This window comes from Nocardioides sp. WJ219 (assembly GCF_058559815.1).
The window spans coordinates 19,498-39,680 of the sequence record NZ_JBZUJV010000015.1 but is presented as its reverse complement, the minus strand read 5'-3'; the positions used below and the strand labels follow the sequence as shown (position 1 = coordinate 39,680).

The 20,183-nt window shown below is 73.9% G+C and carries 13 protein-coding genes; 2 read left to right on the top strand and 11 right to left on the bottom strand.

Annotated features, from left to right (window positions below; translation table 11 throughout):
* Positions 1-3: 3 nt before the first annotated feature.
* The 10 genes from AC4MBH_RS23500 to AC4MBH_RS23455 all read right to left on the bottom strand — a co-directional run bounded on the left by AC4MBH_RS23500 (position 4) and on the right by AC4MBH_RS23455 (position 14,966).
* A complete protein-coding gene (locus tag AC4MBH_RS23500) occupies positions 4-162 on the bottom strand; it encodes a DUF6760 family protein (RefSeq protein WP_491797842.1) in 159 nt (52 codons plus the stop codon).
* The gene (locus AC4MBH_RS23495) at positions 159-623 is read right to left on the bottom strand and encodes a hypothetical protein (RefSeq protein ID WP_491797841.1); all 465 of its coding nucleotides are present in this window, start codon (positions 621-623) and stop codon (positions 159-161) included. The genes AC4MBH_RS23500 and AC4MBH_RS23495 overlap by 4 nt, the downstream gene beginning before the upstream one ends.
* Positions 623-1,069, bottom strand: coding sequence for a phage tail protein (locus AC4MBH_RS23490; protein ID WP_491797840.1), 447 nt, complete (start codon positions 1,067-1,069; stop codon positions 623-625). Before AC4MBH_RS23490 ends, AC4MBH_RS23495 begins: the two co-directional genes overlap by 1 nt.
* 55 nt (positions 1,070-1,124) lie before the next feature.
* On the bottom strand, positions 1,125-2,681 hold the full coding sequence (locus AC4MBH_RS23485; protein ID WP_491797839.1) for a phage tail sheath family protein: 1,557 nt from the start codon (positions 2,679-2,681) through the stop codon (positions 1,125-1,127).
* A gap of 222 nt (positions 2,682-2,903) precedes the next feature.
* A complete protein-coding gene (locus AC4MBH_RS23480; protein WP_491797838.1) occupies positions 2,904-6,746 on the bottom strand; it encodes a phage tail protein in 3,843 nt (1,280 codons plus the stop codon).
* A 20-nt stretch (positions 6,747-6,766) separates the two neighbouring features.
* A complete protein-coding gene (locus tag AC4MBH_RS23475) occupies positions 6,767-7,537 on the bottom strand; it encodes an eCIS core domain-containing protein (RefSeq protein ID WP_491797837.1) in 771 nt (256 codons plus the stop codon).
* 245 nt (positions 7,538-7,782) lie between these two features.
* Positions 7,783-9,846 carry an ATP-binding protein gene (locus AC4MBH_RS23470; RefSeq protein WP_491797836.1) on the bottom strand — a complete coding sequence of 688 codons (2,064 nt, stop codon included), beginning with the start codon at positions 9,844-9,846 and terminating at the stop codon, positions 7,783-7,785.
* Positions 9,843-10,526: a Pvc16 family protein gene (locus AC4MBH_RS23465; protein ID WP_491797835.1), complete on the bottom strand. Its 684-nt coding sequence runs from the start codon at positions 10,524-10,526 to the stop codon at positions 9,843-9,845. The genes AC4MBH_RS23470 and AC4MBH_RS23465 overlap by 4 nt, the downstream gene beginning before the upstream one ends.
* Positions 10,527-10,529: 3 nt before the next feature.
* Positions 10,530-14,228: a hypothetical protein gene (locus tag AC4MBH_RS23460; protein ID WP_491797834.1), complete on the bottom strand. Its 3,699-nt coding sequence runs from the start codon at positions 14,226-14,228 to the stop codon at positions 10,530-10,532.
* A 102-nt stretch (positions 14,229-14,330) separates the two neighbouring features.
* Positions 14,331-14,966 carry a helix-turn-helix transcriptional regulator gene (locus tag AC4MBH_RS23455; RefSeq protein WP_491797833.1) on the bottom strand — a complete coding sequence of 212 codons (636 nt, stop codon included), beginning with the start codon at positions 14,964-14,966 and terminating at the stop codon, positions 14,331-14,333.
* Positions 14,967-15,130: 164 nt separating this feature from the next.
* Between AC4MBH_RS23455 and AC4MBH_RS23450 the strand changes: the two genes are divergently transcribed.
* Positions 15,131-16,429 carry a COG1470 family protein gene (locus AC4MBH_RS23450; RefSeq protein ID WP_491797832.1) on the top strand — a complete coding sequence of 433 codons (1,299 nt, stop codon included), beginning with the start codon at positions 15,131-15,133 and terminating at the stop codon, positions 16,427-16,429.
* A gap of 96 nt (positions 16,430-16,525) precedes the next feature.
* Here the strand turns inward: AC4MBH_RS23450 and AC4MBH_RS23445 are convergent, their stop codons facing one another.
* A complete protein-coding gene (locus tag AC4MBH_RS23445) occupies positions 16,526-19,552 on the bottom strand; it encodes an AfsR/SARP family transcriptional regulator (protein WP_491797831.1) in 3,027 nt (1,008 codons plus the stop codon).
* Between the two features lie 200 nt (positions 19,553-19,752).
* Between AC4MBH_RS23445 and AC4MBH_RS23440 the strand changes: the two genes are divergently transcribed.
* The gene (locus AC4MBH_RS23440) at positions 19,753-20,166 is read left to right on the top strand and encodes a hypothetical protein (protein ID WP_491797830.1); all 414 of its coding nucleotides are present in this window, start codon (positions 19,753-19,755) and stop codon (positions 20,164-20,166) included.
* Positions 20,167-20,183 lie beyond the last annotated feature (17 nt).

Here is a 20,183-nt window from a genome sequence, read left to right as displayed (position 1 = left end):
CGCTCAGCGCTCCTCGGCGAGGCGGGTGTTGATGCTGGCGATCTCGTGGACGAAGCGCAGCCGCTGCGGATGCTCCATGTCGAGGATGTCGTCGAGCCGCCAGTGGAAGTGGTAGGCGACGTACGCGACCTCCTCGTAGAGCCGGGTCGGCGCGTACGTCACGATTCCCCCAGGCGCCCACCTGCGAGGTCGATGGTGAAGCGCTGCGAGCACTCCGGGCAGGTGACCGCGGCCCGGGTGTGTCCCTCGGCGTTGATCCGGCGGTAGAAGTCCTGCAGGAACGCGACGTCGCTGGCGAACATGTTCTCCACGACCTGGGCGTTCATCGCCGCGACCGTCCCGAGCCGGGTGATCACCCGGCCGAGCAGGACGACGGTCGTGAACGCCGCGTTCTCCTGCACCCGCTCGTCGTAGAGCGGCAGCAGCTCGTCGCGGGCGGTGGCGAGCCGCATCGTGCCGTGGCGGTGCACGACGCCGTCGCCGTCGACGTACCCGCGCGGCAGCTCGAAGTCGAACTCGGTGCGCATCACCGGTGCGGCGGCACGCTCCTCGACCCCGGGCCCGGCCGCGCCAGGCCGGGCGTCGTGCGGGTCGAGGAGCGCCGGCGCGGGTCCGCGCTGCATCAGGACACGGTCACTTCGTCGTAGCAGATGACGAACTTCTCCGTGGCCTGCTCGGCCGCGCCGGCCTTGAGGGCGTTGACCTCGACGCTCTTCACCCAGCAGTTGGTGAAGTTGTAGGTCTTGATCGGTGCGCCGGCGTAGTCGAGCAGCGCGACCGACGCCGTCTTGCGCGACCCGGCGACGTCGCCCTGCGCGACCTGCTTGAGCCAGTCGGTGATCGTCTTGCTGTCGGTCAGGCCGCGGGTGATGGTGAGCTCGCCGGGCTTGGGCCGGCCGATCAGCTGGCGCACGACGTACTTGCCGTCGCTGGTCTGCTGCTTGAGCTCGATCTTGTCGACCTCGGACTTGAGGCCGCTGACCTCGTTGACCTTCGGGATCTGGATCCCGTCGACGGTGACGGTGAAGCCGTTGGCTGACGCGGAGTCGAGCGGGTCTGCGAGTCCCATGGTGTGTCCCTATCTGGTCGGGGGTGCGGTCGGTCGTCGGTGGGCGGTGGCGGGGCTACTCGGACACCAGGCTGGTGCCGCCGGAGTACTGGGACAGCTGGAAGATCACGAACTCGGCCGGCTTCACCGGCGCGACCCCGATCTGGCAGACGACCTGCCCGGCGTCGATGCCCTCGGCGGGGTTGGTCTCGTCGTCGCACTTGACGAAGAACGCCTCGTCGGGGGTGGTGCCGAACAGGGCGCCCTTGCGCCACTCGTTGACGAGGAACGAGCTGATGGTGCGGCGGATGCGGGCCCACAGCGCGTGGTCGTTGGGCTCGAAGACCACCCACTGCGTGCCGAGCAGGATCGACTCCTCGAGGTAGTTGAACAGTCGCCGGACGTTGAGGTAGCGCCACTCGGCGTCGCTGGACAGGGTCCGGGCCCCCCACACCCGGACCCCGCGACCCGGGAAGGTGCGGATGCAGTTGATGCCGACCGGGTTGAGCAGGTCGTGCTCGGCCTTGGTGATCTGGGTCTGCAGCGAGATCGCCCCGCGCACGACCTCGTTGGCCGGTGCCTTGTGCACGCCGCGGGTGTCGTCGTTGCGGGCCCAGACCCCGGCCATGTGGCCCGACGGCGGCACGTGCTTGTTGGTGCCCGAGGCCGGGTCGAAGACCTTGACCCACGGCCAGTACATGGTGGCGAACCGCGAGTCGTAGCCGGCGGTGCGGGTCCGCCACTCGTGGACCCGCTGCGGGTTGAGCCCCGACGGCGTGTCGAGGATGGCGATGCGGTCACCCATCAGCTCGCAGTGGGCGATCATGCCCAGCTGCACGGCCTTGAACGTCTCCAGGTCGATCGCGCCCTGCTCGTACGCCGCCGCGAGGTCGGGCACCGACAGCATGGTGATCTCGTCGATGGCTTCGAGCCCGCTGAAGCCGGTGCGTGCGGCCGCGTCGCCGACGTAGTCGCCGGCGCCGATGTTGTCGACGTTCGGTGGCGCCGCCTCCGGCTCGACCTCGCTCAGCACGGCCTGGCCGGCGGCGAGGGTCGGCACCGCGCTGCCGGTGGCGGTCTCCTCCAGGTTGATCAGCTTCGAGGCGGCGTTGACCTTGGTGGCGACGTTGTTGTCGCCGGCCTTGGCGGTGACGTTGTCGTAGGTCTCGCTGTCCTTGCCGTCGACGGTGACGACGAGCTTGAACTGGTCCTCGGGCGGGTTCTCCCCACCGGCCGGTTCGACCACGACGCCGATGGTCTTGTTGGCGGTGGCCCCTCGGGCGATCGAGGTGGCGGTGTAGCCGCCGATGCTCGCCTGCTTGGGAGCGGCGATCTCCCGGGGCTGGCGACCGTTGCCGTTGCTGCCCCCGTCGGGCGAGATCCGGACGACGAAGCAGTTGCCGCCGCCGTTGAGGAACCAGCCGTAGACGGCGTGGGCGAGGTAGGAGCCCTCGGTGAAGTCGCCGAAGCTCTCGCTGAACTGGGTCCAGTTGGAGACCAGGGTCGGCTCGTTGACCGGGCCCTTGGTGGCCAGTCCCACGAACGCCGCGACCGAGGTGCCCACCCCCTCGATCGGGCGGGACCCCGCCTCGACCTCCTCGACGTAGACCCCGGGAGAGAGGTAAGTGGGCATCGGCGCGCTCCTCGACGTTGGTGGACCGAGGCCGTCGGGCAGGCGGCGCCGGTGGGGGCTTCCAGGTTCGTCGTCCGGCGACCTGCCCGGCACGTCCCGTGGGACGGCCGGTGAGGAAGGGGTTGGTGCCCGATCGTGCAAGGACCTCGGGCGGCAGTGCACCGGCTCGCCGCGGCCGGAGGCCGGCGCACGGGACTGTCGTGGGGGTCGGATCGCCTGGCGTCAGGACGCCTTGCCCTCGCCCTTGCCACGGAACTTGTGGCCGACCTTGAAGGTGTTGGGTTCGGGGTTGTCGCCTCCCTTGCGGGAGTTGCACCCGCGGCAGATCGCCGTGAGCTGCGATCCAGCAGAACCAGCGCCGTTGTACCAGTCGTTGCGCTCCTGGAAGCTGTTGTCGTGTCCCTGTCCGGGCGCCCAGTTGTTGACCACGGACGGGTTGTGGTCGATGGTCAGCTCGCCCGGCGTTCCGGGGTCGTTCAGTCGCTGCTTGTTGCAGCACGGGCAGTGGTAGGCGTTGGCGGGAGCGGTCGCGCCGCCACCAGGGAGCAGGGCCCGCAGCCGAGCGAACTCGCTGGTGCGGAAGGAGCCACCGGTTCCGTTGGCGGAGTTCCAACCGCCGTACACCCGCGGACGGAAGTTGACGCCGCGGTACTCGCTCTTCAGGTCCATGTTGCTCGTCACCCAGGCGGACGCGTGCCCGAGACCCTGGAGCGCCTTGAGCCCGTACTTGCGTGCGATGTCACCCAGGAGCCCAGCAGCATCGACTGCGTACTCGTTGATCGTCACCTCGACGGCCTTGGTCATCCTGATCCCACCGCGTCCCGTGATGGCGTCGAGATAGAGGTTCTCGGCCCGCGCGAGCGGCGCCCAGACCTTGCCCAGGTCCTTCTTCAGACCCTTCTTGGGAGTGTTGGCCTCCTCGAGCGCCTTGGCCTCCGCCTCAGCGTCCGTCAGCTGACGCTTGAGGGCCGTGCGGTCGGAGGCCATGTCGATCTTCAGCCTGCCGTCCACGGAATCGACGTAGATCGTGTGACTGGCCCCGTCCATGCTCACCGGCTTGGTGAAGTGGACCTGGGCGCTCGCCTGGCTGGGCGGTCCGCCTGCGGCACCCGGCTGCGGGCGCTGTGACGACAGCCTGCCCTTGACCCAAGACTTTCCGGCGTCGATCTTCCCCTTGATCCTTGCCTTCGCCTTGGCTCCCAACCCCTTCAGCCCACGGATGATCGGCCCCGCCAGCTTGAGGCCCGTCTTGATCACGAAGTCGATTGCGTTGTTGAACGGCTTCTGGAGCTTCTGGATGATCGAGCGGATCTTCTCGCCGATGCCGCCGACGCCGAGGACGCTGGCCAGGAAGCCGATGAGCAGCGGCACCATCTGGCTGAGGGTGTCCTCGATCTTGGCCGCGACGCCCGAGACGTTGCCCTTGGCGATGTCGACGATGCCGTCGATGACGGTGTTGACGAACTTCATGATCCGCGCGGCGTTGTTGACGAAGAACATCACCACGTCGTAGATCAGCTTGCAGGCCTTGATGAACGCCGCGGCCGGGTTGAGCAGGCCGATGAGCCAGGTGATGCCGGCGGTGATCACCTTGGTGACCACGAAGTCCTGGACCTGCTCCATGATCGTCGCCTTGATGTCACCGAGCTTCTCCAGGAGCATCTCCCACAACGCGCCCACGCCGCCGGACATGAGCTTCTGGAAGACGTCGACGCCCTTCTCCACGGCGCCCATCGCCTTCTCGCCGATCTGCTTGACGAGGCGGCTGCGGATGTTGGCCCACGTGAGGCCGAAGACCGAGGCGAGCAGCTTGACGATGCCCTTGAGGTCGAAGGTCTCGGGCAGCTCGATGCCGGCGTCGGCGAGCTGGCCGAAGAGCCAGCCCATCAGGCCCTTCTTGACGTGCGCACCGATGTTGCCGAAGAACCGCATGATGCCGCCCTTGATGCCGGCGACGAGGTTGCCCAGGAACCCGACCGGGTCCTTGATGATGTCCTCCACCGCGCTGGCGGCACGCGCCAGCACGTTCTTGAGCATCCCGACCAGTTCCTTGATCGTGTTGATGACGCCCTTGATCGCACCGATCGCGGCGTCCACGAAACCCTTGTTCTCGGCCTGCATCGCCTCGATCCGCTCGTCGAGGCCCTTGCGCGCCTCGACGTACTTCGTGGCGAGGTTCTCCACCACCTCGTTCTGCTTGTCGTTGACGTCGGACTCGAGCTGCTCGAACTTGTCGCCGATCTCCTGGGCCGCCTCCTGCCCCACCTTCTGCAGGTCGGGGGAGAGGGTCTTGACGTACGCCGTGATCTCGCCGCGGCCCCGCGCGATCCGCTGCTTGGCGGCGTTCAGGTCGCCGCCGACGATGTCGGCCACCCGCGAGATGACGCCGTCCATCTTCTGCAGGTAGAGCTCGCGGCCGGCGGTGTAGAACTCGTTGACCGCCTCGGGCATGCCGAGCAGCTTGTCCTTGGCCCACTTGTAGGGCCCGAGCCAGCCGCCGTAGCGGTCGCGCTTGAAGGCCGCCATCTTCTGGGCGACGAAGGCCTCGAACGCCGCTCGCGCGGACGCCTCGCCCGACTGGAAGGCCTGGTCGACCTTGGGGTCGATGCCCTCGAGGATCTTCTTCACCTCGGCCTCGGTGGCGGTGAAGATCGACTGGATCCTGGTCGTCACCTCGGCCCGCTTGGCCTCGTCCTTGGACTTCGTCTTGCCCTTCGCCGCGACGAGCTGGGCGATCGCGGCACCCTTGGCGCCCTGCATCCCCGCCATCCCGGCCGCCGTCTCGTTGCCGGCCTGGTCCTTGGCCTGGGTGAGCTCCTCCTTCTCCTTCGCGCGGTACTCGGCCGGTGCCGCGTCGGCGTGGGCGGCGGCCTTCTGCTTGTCCTTGAGCGCGCCCTCGAACTCCGGCTCGTTGGACTTGGCCAGCTGCTGCTCGGTGACGCCCGCGCCGGCCATCTCCTGGTCGGCCTCGTGCTTGCCGGCCTCGAGGTTGGTCTGCTCGGCCGGCGCGGGCTTGGGCGCCGCGCCGGCCGCGGGGACCACTGGCGCGCCGCCGGGGCTCTCCGGGGCCATCGGGGTGACCTCCTTGGGCACCGCCTTGGACTGGTCGGGCGGCGCGTCCGTCGCGGCTTCGATGTCCTTGGCCGATCCCTCCTTGCCGGCGGTCACCATGCCCTGGACCTCGCCCTTGACCTCGGCGGTCCCGCCCGGTCGCTCGGACTCCTCCAGGGACTTCGGCGCCTTCGCCTCGATCGCGGTCTTCACCGCCGCGATGAACGCCTGCTTGTCGAAGCTGCCGGCCTGCTGGGCGTCCATCGTGTCGGCCTTGGCCGCCTGCGCCTGGCCGGCGACGTCGTCGGCCGGGGCGAGCGCCGCGCCCTGGGCCTCCTTGGCCTTAGCGGCGGCCGGCGGGTGCGCCTTCTTCTCCTGCGCCGCGCCCTTGACCTTGCCGGTGACCGCCTGGAACGCCGGCTCGTCGCTCGGCCGTGCGCCGGAGGGCGCCACCGGCGGCTGGAGCGCCTTGTCGGCACTCAGCGGCTCCGGTCCGGCGGCGACCGGGGCGCCGCCGCCACCGCCGCCCCCGGCGGTCGTGGCCTTGGCGGCCGGGCCCGCCGGGCCCGGGGAGGGCGCCTTCGCGCCGGCCTTGCCCAGCGGCGAGACCGGCTTGGTCGGCTTCGGCGGAGGTACCGGCTTCTTGGGTGCCACCGAGGCCGGGCCGAACCCGGTCTTCGTCACGGCCAGGGCCGAGGCCGGCGGCTTGTGGGCCGCGCCGTCGATGTCGACGGGGACCCCGGCCTCCTGTGTCGCCTTGAGGCCCTTCTCGACCAGGGCGATGTCGGGCTCGGTCCCGCGGACCTCGACCAGGGCCTTGTCGATGTCGGAGACGGCGTCGCCGGTCGCCTTGGACTTCGCCGCCAGCAGCGCGCTCACGGCACCGTTGCCGGCCGAGCGCTGAAGTCCGAGCAACCCGGCCGCGCCACCGGGTCGGGCGCCGGTCTGCCGGCGCGCCCGCACGAGCGCGGCCTCGACCGCAGGAGCCTGGTCGTGCTCGCGGGCGACGGACATCGGACGAGGAGGGCTCCGGGTCAGCCCTCGGCCTCTTCCTCCTCCTCGCCCTCGCGCTGGACCGGCCCGAGGGAGGAGTCGTGGGCGGCCTGCGCAGGCGCCTCTTCCTCCTCCTCGGTCTCGGCCGCCCGTTGCACGGGCGGCAGGGACGGGTCGTGGGAGGCCTGGACGTCGTCGCCGTGGTCGTGGACGGCGTCCCGCTGCACGGGAGCGGTCGGGGCCGGCTGGGCCATCACCCGCTCGGCGTTGCTGGCCGCCTCGACCTCGAACCGGTCCGACGGGCTGCTCACCGACACGCCGCCGGCCGCCGGCGTCCCCTCGACGGGTCCGTTGCGCTGCTGGACGACGTGGGTCAGCTCGTGGGCGAGCAGGGTCTGCCCCGAGCTCGACCCCGGGTCGTAGGCCCCACGCTGGAAGACGATGTTGGGGCCGACGGTGTAGGCGTGCGCGCTGACCGAGCGCGCCGAGTGGTCCGCGGCGTCCCCGGTGTGCACGCGGACGTCGCCGAAGTCCTGCCCCATCCGGCCCTCCATGTCGGCGCGGACGCTGTCCTCGAGCGGCGACCCGCCACCCGAGACCACCTCGTGCACGGGCGACCGCTGCTCCTCGACCATCCCGGCGGTGGCGCTGTTGCCCGCGGCGCGCTGGATGCCGAGCACCGCCGCGGGACGCAGGACGTCGGTGCGTCCCGCCGCCGCGGCCCTCATCGTCAAAGGGTCGAGCGCCTCGGGCCGCTGGCTCGGCGTGGCGTCGTGCTCGGACTCGCTGTGGTCGTGGTCGTGGTGGCGCATGGCGGCCTCCGGGTCTGTCGCGGACGTACGCCCACGGTGGCACCGGCGACGGGTCACGGCACTGCCCTCCCGGGCTGCGGGTGGGCAGGTGGGGCTGCCCCTTCGGGCAGCGTGCGCGTCCTGCGGCGGAGTGGTCTCGAGACGGCCGTGGCCGGCCTCCTCGACCAGCGTCGGTGGCGGTGGGTGGGTTGCTGCAGGGGTCTCGACTCGCGGAGACTCCGTCCCCGCGGCTCGACCACCGTCGGTCAGGCGGGTTCCTGGAGGAGGGACCAGTACTCGCCGAACTCCGACTCCAGGCAGAGGCGGCCGAGCTTGCGGTACTCGCGCTGGACGGCGGTGACGAGGTGGCGCATGCCGATGACGCCGGCGTCGGCGGCGGCGAGGTAGGCGGCGGTGACGGCGGCGGAGCGGATGGCGCCGCCGGCGAGGGAGAAGGAGTCGGCCAGGAAGCGGAGGTCGACGTCGGGGGAGCGGCGCACGGTGGTGCCGAGGCAGCGGTCCCACAGGGCGTGGCGGTGGTCGGCGTCGGGGAGCGGGAAGTCGACCATCACGTCGAGACGGCGGGTGAAGGCGTCGTCGATGTTGGCGCGCAGGTTGGTGGCCAGGATGGCGAGACCGTCGAAGGACTCCATCCGCTGCAGGAGGTAGGCGCTCTCGACGTTGGCGTAGCGGTCGTGGGCGTCGCGGACCTCCGAGCGCTTGCCGAACACCGCGTCGGCCTCGTCGAAGAGGAGCACCGCGTTGACACCGGCGGCGGCGGTGAAGATGCGCTCGAGGTTCTTCTCGGTCTCGCCGACGTACTTGTCGACCACCGTGGCCAGGTCGACGACGTACAGCTCGAGGTCGAGGTCGGCGGCGATCACCTCGGCCGACATGGTCTTGCCGGTGCCGGAGTCGCCGCCGAACAGGGCACAGACGCCGACGCCGCGCCCGCCGCCGGGGCGCATCGCCCAGTCGCCGAGCACCTGCTCGCGGTGCCGGGCCCGCAGGGCGACCTCCTGGAGGGCGGTGAGGACGGCGGGCGGCAGCACCAGGTCGGACCAGCCGACGGCCGGCTCGATCCGGCGGGCGAGCCGCTCCAGCGCCGACCCGTTCTCGGACCGGGCGCCGAGGCGCAGGTGGCGCGCGCTGACGACGTGGTCGACGTCGAGCTTGGCCTGCACGCGAGCCGACTCGGCGGCGCGGGCGACGTCCTCCGGGCGCAGGCGGAACTGCGCGGTCGACTCGAGGGCGCCGGGCTCGGCGACCGTGCCCGACAGCGCGAACCGCCAGACGGTGCTGCGCTCCTGGTGGGTGCTCGACGGTACGGCGACGAACAGCGGCGGGTCCGTCGTCCAGACGGGATCCCAGGAGACGTCGCCGACAACGAGCAGCGGCCGCGGGTCGGCCACCAGCTCCTGGAGCAGCTCGGGCCGCTCCTTGATCGCCGCGACCGGCGACGCCACGATGCCGGCGCCGACCAGCCGGGCCTCGCGGGCGGCGCGGCGGGCCAGCGCGGCCGCGTCGGGCTGGCGGACCAGGCGCTCGAGGTCGACCACGAGCGGTCGGTGCCCGGTCAGGCGCAGCGCCTCGGCCGCGAGCACCCGGCCCGACCCGGTGGCCGGCTCGCGCAGGTAGGCGAGAGTGACGCCGGCGCCGAGGGCGGCGACCAGCGGCGACGGGTCGCCCCACGGGATGTCGGGCACCGACCCGGTCACCGCGGCGAGCGCGAGATCAGGCACGTCGTCGCCGAGCAGGAACGACACGACCCGGTCGGGCACCCGGACCGCGCGGCCGGGGAACGGCCGGTCGTGGTCCTCCAGCTCGAGGAGACCGCCGGAGACCAGCGGGCCGCGCAGGAGGTGGGCGTGCCCGGACGACGACGTGAGCGCCACGCCGGCCAGCTCGAGCGCCACCGCGGCCGAGGGACGGCGCCGGCTGACGTCGTCGTTGAGGTAGCCGAAGAACAGCTCGAACCGCGGGTCGACGTCGGCGGCCATCCCGACGAGCAGCAGGTCGACGTCGACCGGGTCGAGCGCGAACGTCGCCGCGAGGTCGCGCAGCCGGAGCACGGCGCCCGACTCCTCGGCCGCGTCGGCGGCGGCCTCGCACGCCTCGAGCCGAGCGGCGGTCTGCGGCCAGTCCAGCGGGAGCCGCGGGGTGTCCAGCAGCCGGTCGACGGCCTCGTCGCTGAGGTACAGGCCGCGGAACGGGTCGTCCGGCGCCGGGTCGGCGGCGCGCCGCGTGGCGACCAGCGACCGGATCCGGTCCTCGACCACGCCCAGCCGGCCGAGCAGGTGGGCCAGGCTGCTCGTCGTCCCGGGGATCACCGCGCGCTCCGGCGGCGGGCACGCGGGGTGCCGGAGGGAGCCTCGGACGGCGTCGTGGTGGCCGGGGGTGGCCGGTGGAGCTTGCGCCCCGTGTCGGTGCCGCCGTGGACGGTGTCGGTGGCGTCGATGGCCAGGCCCTCCTCGGCGGGCGGGCCGGCGGCGGTCTCGCGACCGGTGTAGACGGGGGCGACGACCACCAGGTCCAGCGACGGCTTGAGCTCGCCGCCGAGGGCCGACCAGACGTCGGCGAACGCCCGGTCCTCCGGCGGCGGCAGGCCGATCGTCACGCCGACCTTCTCCCGGGTCTCGGCGAGCGGCCCCACCACGAGCCGGTCGGGCAGCGCGTCGTAGCGCAGGAAGGCGCGCAGCAGGTTGTCGAGCAGCCGGTGCTCGTCCTCGGGCCGTTGGGTCCACGCCGTGACGAGGTAGGACAGCTTGAAGTAGCGCGGCACCGGCCGGCGTACGACGGCACCGGTGTCGGGGTCGCGCACCTGGAGGTGGCCGGCGGGACGGCGCCGCAGGTCCTCACGGATGTCGTAGAGGTAGAGGTTGACCGTGGGGGCGTTGCGGCGCGCCGCCCAGTCCTTGGTCGGCGCGTCGAAGACGACCTCGAGGTCGGCGCCCCGCAGCGCCTCGGTCGTCACGATGTCGTGCAGCGCGTCGTCGACCTGGGCGATCATCGATCAGCCCCTCCCGTTGAAGTTGGGTGGCGAAAGGGTCCGCGGTACGACGAGCAGGTCGCCGTCGACCGGGGTGAACAGGTCGGTCTCGCTGGTCGCCGCGACCGACCGGGTGCCCAGCAGGTCGTGCCGGATCACCAGCATCGGCACCCGGATGGTGCCGGTCGCGGATACCGGGAACGGCCCGCCGTGGATGGTGATGCCCGAGGACCAGGCGAGCGAGACCTCGCTGCCCGGCGGCATCGACTCGCCGTAGACGAGGACGACCTTGCCGGGCGGGGCGACGCCGGGCAGCACCTGGACGGTGGGCTGGAGGACCTCCAGCCCGACCTCGTCGACGTTGTCGTCGGTCGTCAGCTCGGCGGTCGAGGTGGTGACCTCGGCGCCGATCACCGCGGTGCCCTCGAGCAGGGTGTCGAGCGCGACCCGGAGTCGCCGCACACCGCCCGGGCCGATGGTGCCGAGCGGGCACGCCAGGCCGTCGGGCAGGCAGACGGGTGCGGCGGGCGGCACCGGCGGGGGGAGGACCGGTGGGACGGACGGGAGGACCTCGGGCGGCCAGGTCGCCGTGACCGCGACGTCCTCGACCGGGTCGGCGCCGGTGTTGCGCACGACCACGACCGCCGTGCGGAGCCCACCGACGTAGCCGATCGGCTCGTCGAGCAGCACCCGCACCCGCACGTTCGCGCCCTGCACGCGGTAGAGCGCGCTGTCGACGTTGTCGTCCAGGAACGGGTCGTCGGCGGTGGTCGTCACGGTGCCGCTCGCCACGCCGAGGACCCGGGCGGCGTGCCGGACGCTGACGACGTAGACCCGGCTGGCGCCGGGCGCGAGCACGCCGAGCGCGCACCCGGTCCCGTCGGCGCGGCAGCCCGGCGGCGGACCGGGCGCCACGGTGGCCGCGCCCGGCGCGAAGCCGGTGGCCAGCGAGACGTCGGTGGCGGGCGCCGGGCCGGCGTTGCGGACGACGTACGTCGCGGTGACGGGTGAGCCGACCAGGGCGGGGCTGCCGGCCACGGACACCCTGACCGAGACGTCGGCGGTGCGCTGGTCCTGGTAGGCCGGTTCCGACTCGGGGCCGGGCTCGTCGGTGATCGACCGCAGGGCGGAGCCGTCGGGGGCGATGCCCCAGATGCCGGTGGCGTCGGAGCGCCCCACCGGCTGGCCGGTGAACGCGATCTCGTCGCCGTCGGGCGACCAGGCGGGGTCCTGGGCGGTGGCCACCACCGCGCGGCTCGGTGTCGGGACCTCGACGAACTCACCCGCGACGTACTCGCGGTCGACGCCGACCAGCGTGACCGGCGGGTCGATGACGACGGGGGCGGTGGTGCCGACCGGGCCGCCGCAGCACGCGGCCGCGAGCCCCACGGTGCGCAGCTCGCCGTCGTCCTCGTAGGCGATGGTCCGGCCGTCGGGCGACCAGGCCGGCGACCGGCCCGGGACCGAGCAGCCGTCGGCGCAGTGGTCGAGGTCGCGGCCGGGGCCGTCGGGGTCAGCGGTGTCGAGGATGCGCAGGTAGGGCTTCACGCCCGACGGGAACGTCGCCCACCGTCGTGCCGCGTCGGCGGTGGCGTAGGAGCCGCCCTGGTCGCTGCGCGCGACGACGAGGTGCCGGCTGTCCGGGGCCCAGCTCGGCGACAGGTCGGCGCCGCCGACGTCGGCGTCGACGCGCCCGACCAGGCGGGTCAGCACGCCGGAGCCGAGGTGGAAGACCCACACCTCCGGCGGCTCCGACCCGCCCTCGCCGCCGTAGCGGCGGACGCGGACGAAGGCGATCTTGCGCCCGTCGGGCGACCAGACGGGGTCGACGTCGAGGTCCAGCGGCAGCCGCAGGCCGGCCGGCAGCAGCCGGGCCGGGTCGGAGCCGTCGGCGTCGGCGGTCCAGAGCACGCGGGTGTCGCGGCCCTCGGCGCCCGGACCGGTGTTGGCGCTGTAGACGATCCGCGTCCCGTCGGGGGAGTACGACGGCCCCGCCTCGTCGTGGCGGAGCACGACCTCGCCGCCGACGACCACGCGGGCCCGGCGGACCTTGCGCCGCTGCGTGCCGTCGACGGCCAGGACGTCGCTCACGTCGGCGTCCAGGACGCGGGAGCCGTCGGTGACGGCGGCGGCCTCGGTGGCCTTGCTGGTGTAGACGAGGTTGGCGTCGGCATCGGTGCCGCTGCCGAACGGCCGCAGCCAGTGCACGTGGCTCTCGCCCACGCCGGCGCGCGTGCCCTGCACGAACCGGAAGCGGGAGACGACAGGCTGCTCGAGCGCGTCGCCGTCGTCGAGCGAGGGGGCCTCGACGGTGGCGATCGCGATGTCGCCGTACGGGTCACGGTTGGTGGAGGTGCCGGCCAGGTGGGTGGGGTTGAGGACGCTCGACCAGGCCGGTTCGCCGGCCTGGGTGCCGTCGTCGACCTCGATCACCGGGCCGGGGGCGTCGAGCGGCCGCAGTGCGATCGTGCCGCTGGACCGTTGCTCGGAGGTGGTGAAGGCGACCCACGACCGGGTGAGGTAGGTCGGGAAGCAGGGGTCGCTCGGGCACGAGTCGGGGTCCTCGACGGCGAGCACCATCGCGGCGGGCTGGGTCTCGCTGCGCGCGGGCGTGCTGGTGAGCGGCACGGCCGGGGCGAAGACGCCTCCGGGTCCGAGGACGGAGCGGTGCAGGTCCGGGAGGGCGTCGGGCTGCGCGCTGCTGAACACCAGGCCGCTCTCCGACGGGGTGCCGAGCTGGGTGTCGTAGGTCCAGGTCGGCCACAGCTCGTCGGACGGCGGATCGCCGGGCACCTCGTCGGTGACGTTGACCGTCGTCCAGTCGGCTGCGCACGCGGTGGCCCTGGCGGCGACGGCGGCCGGCGGACGGGCGTGCCGGCCGAACGGCGCCACCCGCCCGGGACCCGGGTCGGGCGGCGGGCTGCTCACGTAGACGTCCCAGTCGCCGTCGCTGTCGGAGGCGTAGGCGACCGCGCCCGACTGCGACAGCACCGGGTGCGTCTCGGTCCCGGGATCGCAGGTGACGCGGAAGGGCGTGGTGGCCCGCTCGAGGTAGACCTCGCCGGCGGGGTGGTGGCGGGTGCTCACGAACGCGGGGGCCCGGCCCGGCGCCGCCCCGGCCTCGCCCTCGTGGGCGGGCCCCGCCTCGAACCCGGTCAGCGTCGTCGCGTACGACGCGGGCCGCCCCTCCGCGACGTACTGCAGCCCAGGGCCCTCTCCCTCCCGCCGCACCGACTGCACGTGGAGGGTGTCGGCGTCGTCGGTGAAGGCGAGCCGGGGCTCGTCGTACGGCGACGGCGGCGACCACAGCACGCTCGCGGTGGCGGCCGGCTCGCTCGGCTGGCAGCTGCCGCTGCCGTCGAGGTCGGCGCACGCGAGGAGGGTGTCGGTGCCGCCCTTCGTCCCCTGCCAGGTGTACGTCGCCCGGCCCTGGGCGTCGGTGGTCCGGGTGACCGTGCGCGGGTGGGCGCCGGAGACCCGCAGCACGACGTCCTCGCCCGCGACCGGGTCGTCGAGGGCGTCGGTCCCGCGCACCTGGACGGTCAGGTCGTCGCCGACCTCCCGGGCCGCGGTGGCCGGGGTGAGGGTGACGGTGTCGACCGGTCGGGGGGAGGCCAGGGCCGCGGCCGGTCCGGCGTCGGCGGAGCCGGAGGTGAGCACGACCGGCAGTGCCGGGGCGAGGACGCACCCCACCGCGGCGGCGACCCACGACCGTCGTCCCACGCGTCTCCTCCTCGGTCCGCGATCATCGCGAGCGTCGCGGCCCGCGGCGACCGGTCGGCGTACCGCCGAACGGGCACCGCCCGGCTGCCGATCGGGCAGGCGTCAGATCAGGCCCTGGCGCAGGGCGTAGGCGACGGCGTGCGACCGGTTGCGCAGCTGCAGGCGGGTGGTGACGTCGTGCAGGACGTTCTTGACGGTGCGCTCGGAGTAGGCGAGCTTGTCGGCGATCTCCTGGGTGTCGCAGCCGTCGGCGACCAGGCGCAGCACCTCGACCTCCCGGGCGGCGAGCCCGTTGAACATCAGCCCGCGCGGGCCCAGGAAGCCGCGCTGCAGGGCGCCGACCTGCCCGAGCAGCCGGCCCAGCAGGTCCGACGGCACGGTGCCCTCGTCGACCGCAGCCCCGAGGATCGCCGTGACGAGCCGCTCCGCCGAGGCCTCGTGCCGCCGCAGCAGGCCGACGACGCCGGCCTCGGCGGCGATCACGACGTCGGAGTCGTCGAGGCCACTGGCCACGAGCACGAGGCGGGTCTCGGAGGTGCGCTGCCGCTGCTTGAGCATCTGGGTCGTCTGCTCGTCCAGGGCGTCGGTGACCACCACGGTCACCACGGCCTCCTCGGCCTCGGCGTCGGTGAGCAGCCGGATCTCGGGACGGTGCCGGAGGTGGCTGACCACCCCGGCCTTGAGGATCGGGTCCCAGGCGTCCACGTAGACACCGACCCGCTGCACGGAACTGGTCATCTCGCCTCCAGGCACTCCGGCCGCGTCGTTCGCGCGCCGCGGGCCACGCAACCGGACGGCCCTCTCAGTCCACTCACCGCTGACTCAACGGGCAGGACGTCGTGCCCGGACGGTCACCCGTGCGCCCCGTCACGCCGGCGTCCGGCGCCCCTACGGTCGCCACCATGACGACCAGTGCGAGCCTGGACTCGACGTCCCTGCGCCTCGACGCCGGGGGCGAGGCCGTCGTTCCCCTGCAGATCCGCAACAACGGCCAGGTCGTCGAGGGCTACGCAATCTCGGTCATCGGCGCGCCCGCGGCGTGGGCCACGGTGGAGCCGGCCACGGTCTCGCTCTACCCCGGGACGGCGACGACGGCGACGGTGGTCTTCAAGCCCCCGCGGTCGGCGCGCACGCCCGCCGGCGAGCTGCCGTTCGGCGTCCGCGTGGTGCCGACCGAGCACCCCGAGCACGCCGTCGTGCCCGAGGGGCTGGTGGAGGTGCTGCCGTTCCTCGAGACCACCGCCGAGCTGGTGCCGCGGACCTCGCAGGGCCGGCGCGGCCGGCACCAGGTCGCCGTGGACAACCGGGGCAACGTCCCCGTCAACGTGCTCGTCGACGCCGCGGCCGACGGCGACCGGGTGCGCTTCAAGGTCGACCCGGTCGGGCTGGCGATCCTGCCGGGCGAGGCCCGCTTCGTCTCGGTCAAGGTGGCGCCGCTGCGGCGGATCTGGCGGGGCCAGCCGGTCACGCACCCGTTCGTCGTCGGCGTCGCACCGCAGGACTCCACCCCGGTCGAGCTCCAGGGCAGCTGGGTGCAGACCCCCGTCGTGCCGAAGTGGCTGCTGTGGGCGTTGCTCGCGCTGCTCGCGCTCGTGGCGTTGCTGCTCCTGCTGTGGTTCACGGTCCTGCAGCCGACGATCGAGTCCCAGGCCCAGGACGCTGCGGAGGAGGCCGCCGCCGAGGCCGAGGAGGCGGCCGTGCAGGCCGCCGTGGCGGCCGAGGAGGCCGGCGGTGCGGCCACCGACGCCAAGCAGGCGGCCGACGAGGCGGAGCAGGGGGGTGGCGGCGGGTCCGGCGGTGGTGCGGGCGGCGGTGCGGGCGGCGAGGCCCGCGAGCCGCGGGTGCTGGTCTCCGACATCAGTCCTCGGCTGAACGTCGTCACGGGCGCGACCGGCACCGACACGTTCGCGCTGGAGGGTGCCGACGACACCTTCGACCTGACCGACCTGGTCCTGAGCAACCCCCAGGGCGACTTCGGGCGGGTGCAGGTGATCGTCGACGACGACGTGCGGCTCGAGCACGCGCTGGAGAACTTCCGCGACCTCGACTTCCACTTCGTCTCCCCGATCCGGGTCACCGAGTCGGTGGTGCTCCGGGTGGTCTGCCGCAGCCCCGGCGAGCCGCCGGACGCACCCGTCCCGACGAGCTGCGACGTGTCGGTGCTGCTCAACGGCGAGCAGGTGCAGCCCATCCGGCGGTGATCGTCCGGCGCGCGGTGCGCTGCGGCTGGTGGGCGGTTGGGGGATCGGGGGCGCGCCGTGCGCCGCGGTCGGTGGGTGGCCGTGCGGCAGCGCCGGCTAGGCCCGGCCCGCGGAGCCGATGGCGCTGGCGGTGCTGGACACGACGCCGAGCGAGGCGAGCACCTCGGCGTAGGAGCGGCGCGCCTCCTCCGAGGCTGCGAGGTCGCCCGCGGACTGGTGCGCCGCGACCAGCAGCCGCCAGGACGCGTCGCGGCACGGGTCGACGTCGATGCTGCGCCGGGCCGCGGCCGCCGCCTCGGCGGGGCGCCCGTGGTCGAGGTGGAGCCGGCCGAGCATCGCGGCCGCCTCGGCGGCGCGCACCTTGTACTGCTCGCGGTGCGGGAGCACCCACTCGGTCGGACCGTCCTCCGGCAGCACGTCGCCGGTGTAGAGCCGCAGGGCGGCCTCGAGGTCGGCGATCGCCCGGTCGGGCGCCGCGGCGTTGCGGGCGCGCTCGGCCGCGGCGACGAGCTGGTCGAAGGTGCGCAGGTCGGAGACCGCGCCCTCGGGGAGGGCGAGCAGGTAGCGCTCGCCGTCGCGCACGACCAGCCGGCTGCCACCGCGCGGCACCCCGGGCTCGAGCGCGGAGCGCAGCCCGGAGACGCACACGTGCAGGTTGTGGGTGGCCGCGGCGCCGTCGAGCTGCGGCCACATCGCGTCGACGATCACCTCGCGGTGCACGGGCTGCCCGGCGTACAGCGAGAGCAGGCGCAGCAGCGCTCGCGCCCGGGGACGGACCCGCGTCAGGTCGGGAGCCGTGCCGTCGAGGAGCACCTCGTAGCCGCCGAAGCAACGGACGTCGAGCGGGGGGGTGCGGGGGAGCGCGGTCGCCGGGGCGTCGTCGGCGCCCGACGGGTCGAGCAGTTCCCAGGGCCGGACCCCGAGCCCGATCCGGCCGGCCTCGTCCTCGGCGAGCTGCCGCATCTCGGGGTCGGCGCGGGCGATGCCGGCGGCGGCGTAGGCGAGGGCGAGGGCGCCCGGCACCTGGGCGCTGTGGGCGAAGCCGATCGCCGACTCGGCGTCGCGCGAGGAGTCGGGCAGGTGCGCCGCGGCCGCGGCGAGGGCGGCACCGCTGCGCGCCCAGGCCTCCAGGGCCGGGGCCTCGAGGCTGCGACAGCGCCGGACCAGGTCGTCGAAGGCAGCGACGGACGGCGTGTCGCTGCGCAGCCGGCCGGTCGCGAGGGCGGCGGCGAGCAGCAGGGCGCCCCACCGGTCGCCCCGGTCGTCGGCGGCGCGGACGGCGTCGGCGGGGGAGGTCGTGTCGCCGCGCTGCACGCAGGCCAGGCCGTGGGCGACCCGCGCGACCCAGGGCAGCCCCAGGTCCTCGGCGCGGGCGCTGATCGTCTCCGTGCGCTCGGGTTCGGCGGGGTCGACGGGGGCCAGCGCCGCGGCGAGGAGGTCGACCGCACAGCTGGTGGCGGGGTCGTCGTCCAGGCGGCCGGTGCACCCCCGCAGCAACCTGCGGGACTCCGCCCAGGAGCCGGCGACCGCGTGCTCGAAGGCCCGCAGCACGTCGACGTGCGCGGCGTCGAGAGCCGTGCGCCGGTCGGGCTGCGGGCGGCGCAGGGCGGCCCGGAGGTAGTCGCACCAGCGGTCGCCGGGCTGCAGGTCGCCGGTCGTCCAGGTGCGGCAGAACCGGACGACGTCGCGCGCGGTCGCGGTCAGCGCGTCGGGCGCGTCGGCGGGGTCGACGTCGTCGTCGTGGATCCAGGCCGCCGCGGCGTCCAGCGCCCCGTCGCGGCGGTCGCGGACCGCTCGGGCGATGCGCACCTCCCGCCCGACCTCCTCGGCGGGGACTGCGTCGGCCCAGTCGAGGCCGGGGTCGTCGACGACCCGGTGCCAGTGCGTCGAGGCGATGGTGCGCGCCGCGGCCCAGTCGCGACCCGCGACGGCGGCCCGGACGGCCGCGGCGGCGAGGGCGCCAGGGGCGTCGGGGTCGTGGCCGACGAGCAGGTCGGCGGTGGCGGCGTACCACCGGTCGGTGACGTCGTCGCCGACGTCGGCCCGCATCGCGGCCAGCAGGTGCGCACGGAGCACCTCCGGCACGCACAGGCCGGCGCCGCCGTCGGCCGGCACGACGATGCCGCGGCGACGCAGGTCGCCGAGGCGGTCCTGGCTGCCGGTCGTCCCCAGCAGCCGGTCGCAGAGCTCACCGGTCAGGACCTCGAGCGTGGCGGTCTCCTGCAGGAACCCGAGCTCGTCGGTGGTGAGCTGGGCCAGCACGGTCTGCGCGAGGTATTCGCGGGCGTAGTCGTCGCGTCGTCCGAGGGCCCGCACCGAGCGGTGCCGCACCTCCGCGGGCCGCCCCGCGACGGTGTGGTGGAACAGGTGCAGGGCCGCGGCGCACCCACCGGTACGACGGGTGAGCAGGCGGGCGTCGGGGTCGCTGAGCGGCAGGGTGTAGACGTCGGCGAACAGCGCGGCCGTCTCGGCCGGTCGGAACCGCAGGTCGGCGGCACCGACCACCGCGCTCGCCACCTCGGTCCGGGCCAGGTTGAGCGGCGGCGGGGTCCGGCTCGCGACGACCAGGTGCACGCGCTCGGTCTCGAGCAGCAGGTGCTCGACCGCTGCGCCGATCTCCGCCGCGGCGCGGGCCGCCAGGTCGGGGGCGGTCAGGTGGTGGAGGTCGTCGACGACGAGGACCAGCGGCCGCTGGTGCTGCGTGCAGACCTCGACCAACGAGTCCCACCCCGTCGCCCGGGGGTGCTGCGGCGCGACCGCGTGCACGGCGGCCGCGAGCCCGTCGAGCAGCGCGGCGCCGTGGTCGCGCGTGTCGGGGCCGGCACGGAACCAGGCGACGTCGGCCGGGGTCTGGCGGGCCCAGTGCGCCAGCGCCGTGGTCTTCCCGGCGCCGGCCGGCGCCACCACGGCGCAGATCCGGGCTGTCAGGACCCGGTCGAGCGCCGCCGTCAGGCGCGGCCGGGCCAGCCCGCCGGCCCCCGGCACCCCGACGACCGGCTCGGTGCGCGACGACCGGCGTGGGGCCGGGGGCAGCGAGATCCGGTCGTCAGCGGGTAGCCGCAGCGGGCGTCGTACGACGGGCGGTCTCGTCGGGAGCGTGGCGCCGCCACGGACGTCGGTCACGGGCGCCCCCTCTCGTCGGGTGGTAGTCGCGCGTCACGAAGTGTCAAAACCCCACCTTCGTCGCCCGAAAGGGTGACGGCCATAGCCCGTTCGGGCCATGCGCCGCGGAGGTACTAGGACCATCGGACATCTGGGAACCCCTCCTCGTCCCGCGATGGACTCGAGGCAGCAGCAAGAACCCACGAGCGAGAGGTACGACCATGAGGACCAGCACCCCGAGGTACGCCGCAGCAGCCGCCCTGGTGATCGGGCTCGGCACCATCAGCACCGTCAGCACCGTCGGCGCCGGCGCCGCCCGGGCGAGCGGCGGCGACGACGACCGGGTCATCCGGACGGGGCCGTGCTCCGACGGCGCCCGCTGGAAGATCAAGGCCAAGGAGGACGACGGCCGGATCGAGGTCGAGGCCGAGATCGACACCAACCGCGCCGGCCAGACCTGGGGCTGGGTGCTGCGCCACAACGGCGACGTGTCGGCCCGGGGCCGGTCGGTCACCACGGCCCGCAGCGGCTCCTTCGAGGTCGAGCGCAAGCTCGTCGACAACCCCGGCACCGACTCCTTCACGTTCCGCGCCACCCGCGCCGGACAGACCTGCGTCGCGCGCGTCCGCTACTGAGGCGGCATGATCGCGAC

Coding starts and splice junctions, on each gene's coding strand:
- AC4MBH_RS23495 (WP_491797841.1), bottom strand. CDS start 623: ATGCAGCGCGGACCCGCGCCGGCGCTCCTCGACCCGCACGACGCCCGG.
- AC4MBH_RS23490 (WP_491797840.1), bottom strand. CDS start 1,069: ATGGGACTCGCAGACCCGCTCGACTCCGCGTCAGCCAACGGCTTCACC.
- AC4MBH_RS23485 (WP_491797839.1), bottom strand. CDS start 2,681: ATGCCCACTTACCTCTCTCCCGGGGTCTACGTCGAGGAGGTCGAGGCG.
- AC4MBH_RS23480 (WP_491797838.1), bottom strand. CDS start 6,746: ATGTCCGTCGCCCGCGAGCACGACCAGGCTCCTGCGGTCGAGGCCGCG.
- AC4MBH_RS23475 (WP_491797837.1), bottom strand. CDS start 7,537: ATGCGCCACCACGACCACGACCACAGCGAGTCCGAGCACGACGCCACG.
- AC4MBH_RS23465 (WP_491797835.1), bottom strand. CDS start 10,526: ATGATCGCCCAGGTCGACGACGCGCTGCACGACATCGTGACGACCGAG.
- AC4MBH_RS23455 (WP_491797833.1), bottom strand. CDS start 14,966: ATGACCAGTTCCGTGCAGCGGGTCGGTGTCTACGTGGACGCCTGGGAC.
- AC4MBH_RS23450 (WP_491797832.1), top strand. CDS start 15,131: ATGACGACCAGTGCGAGCCTGGACTCGACGTCCCTGCGCCTCGACGCC.
- AC4MBH_RS23440 (WP_491797830.1), top strand. CDS start 19,753: ATGAGGACCAGCACCCCGAGGTACGCCGCAGCAGCCGCCCTGGTGATC.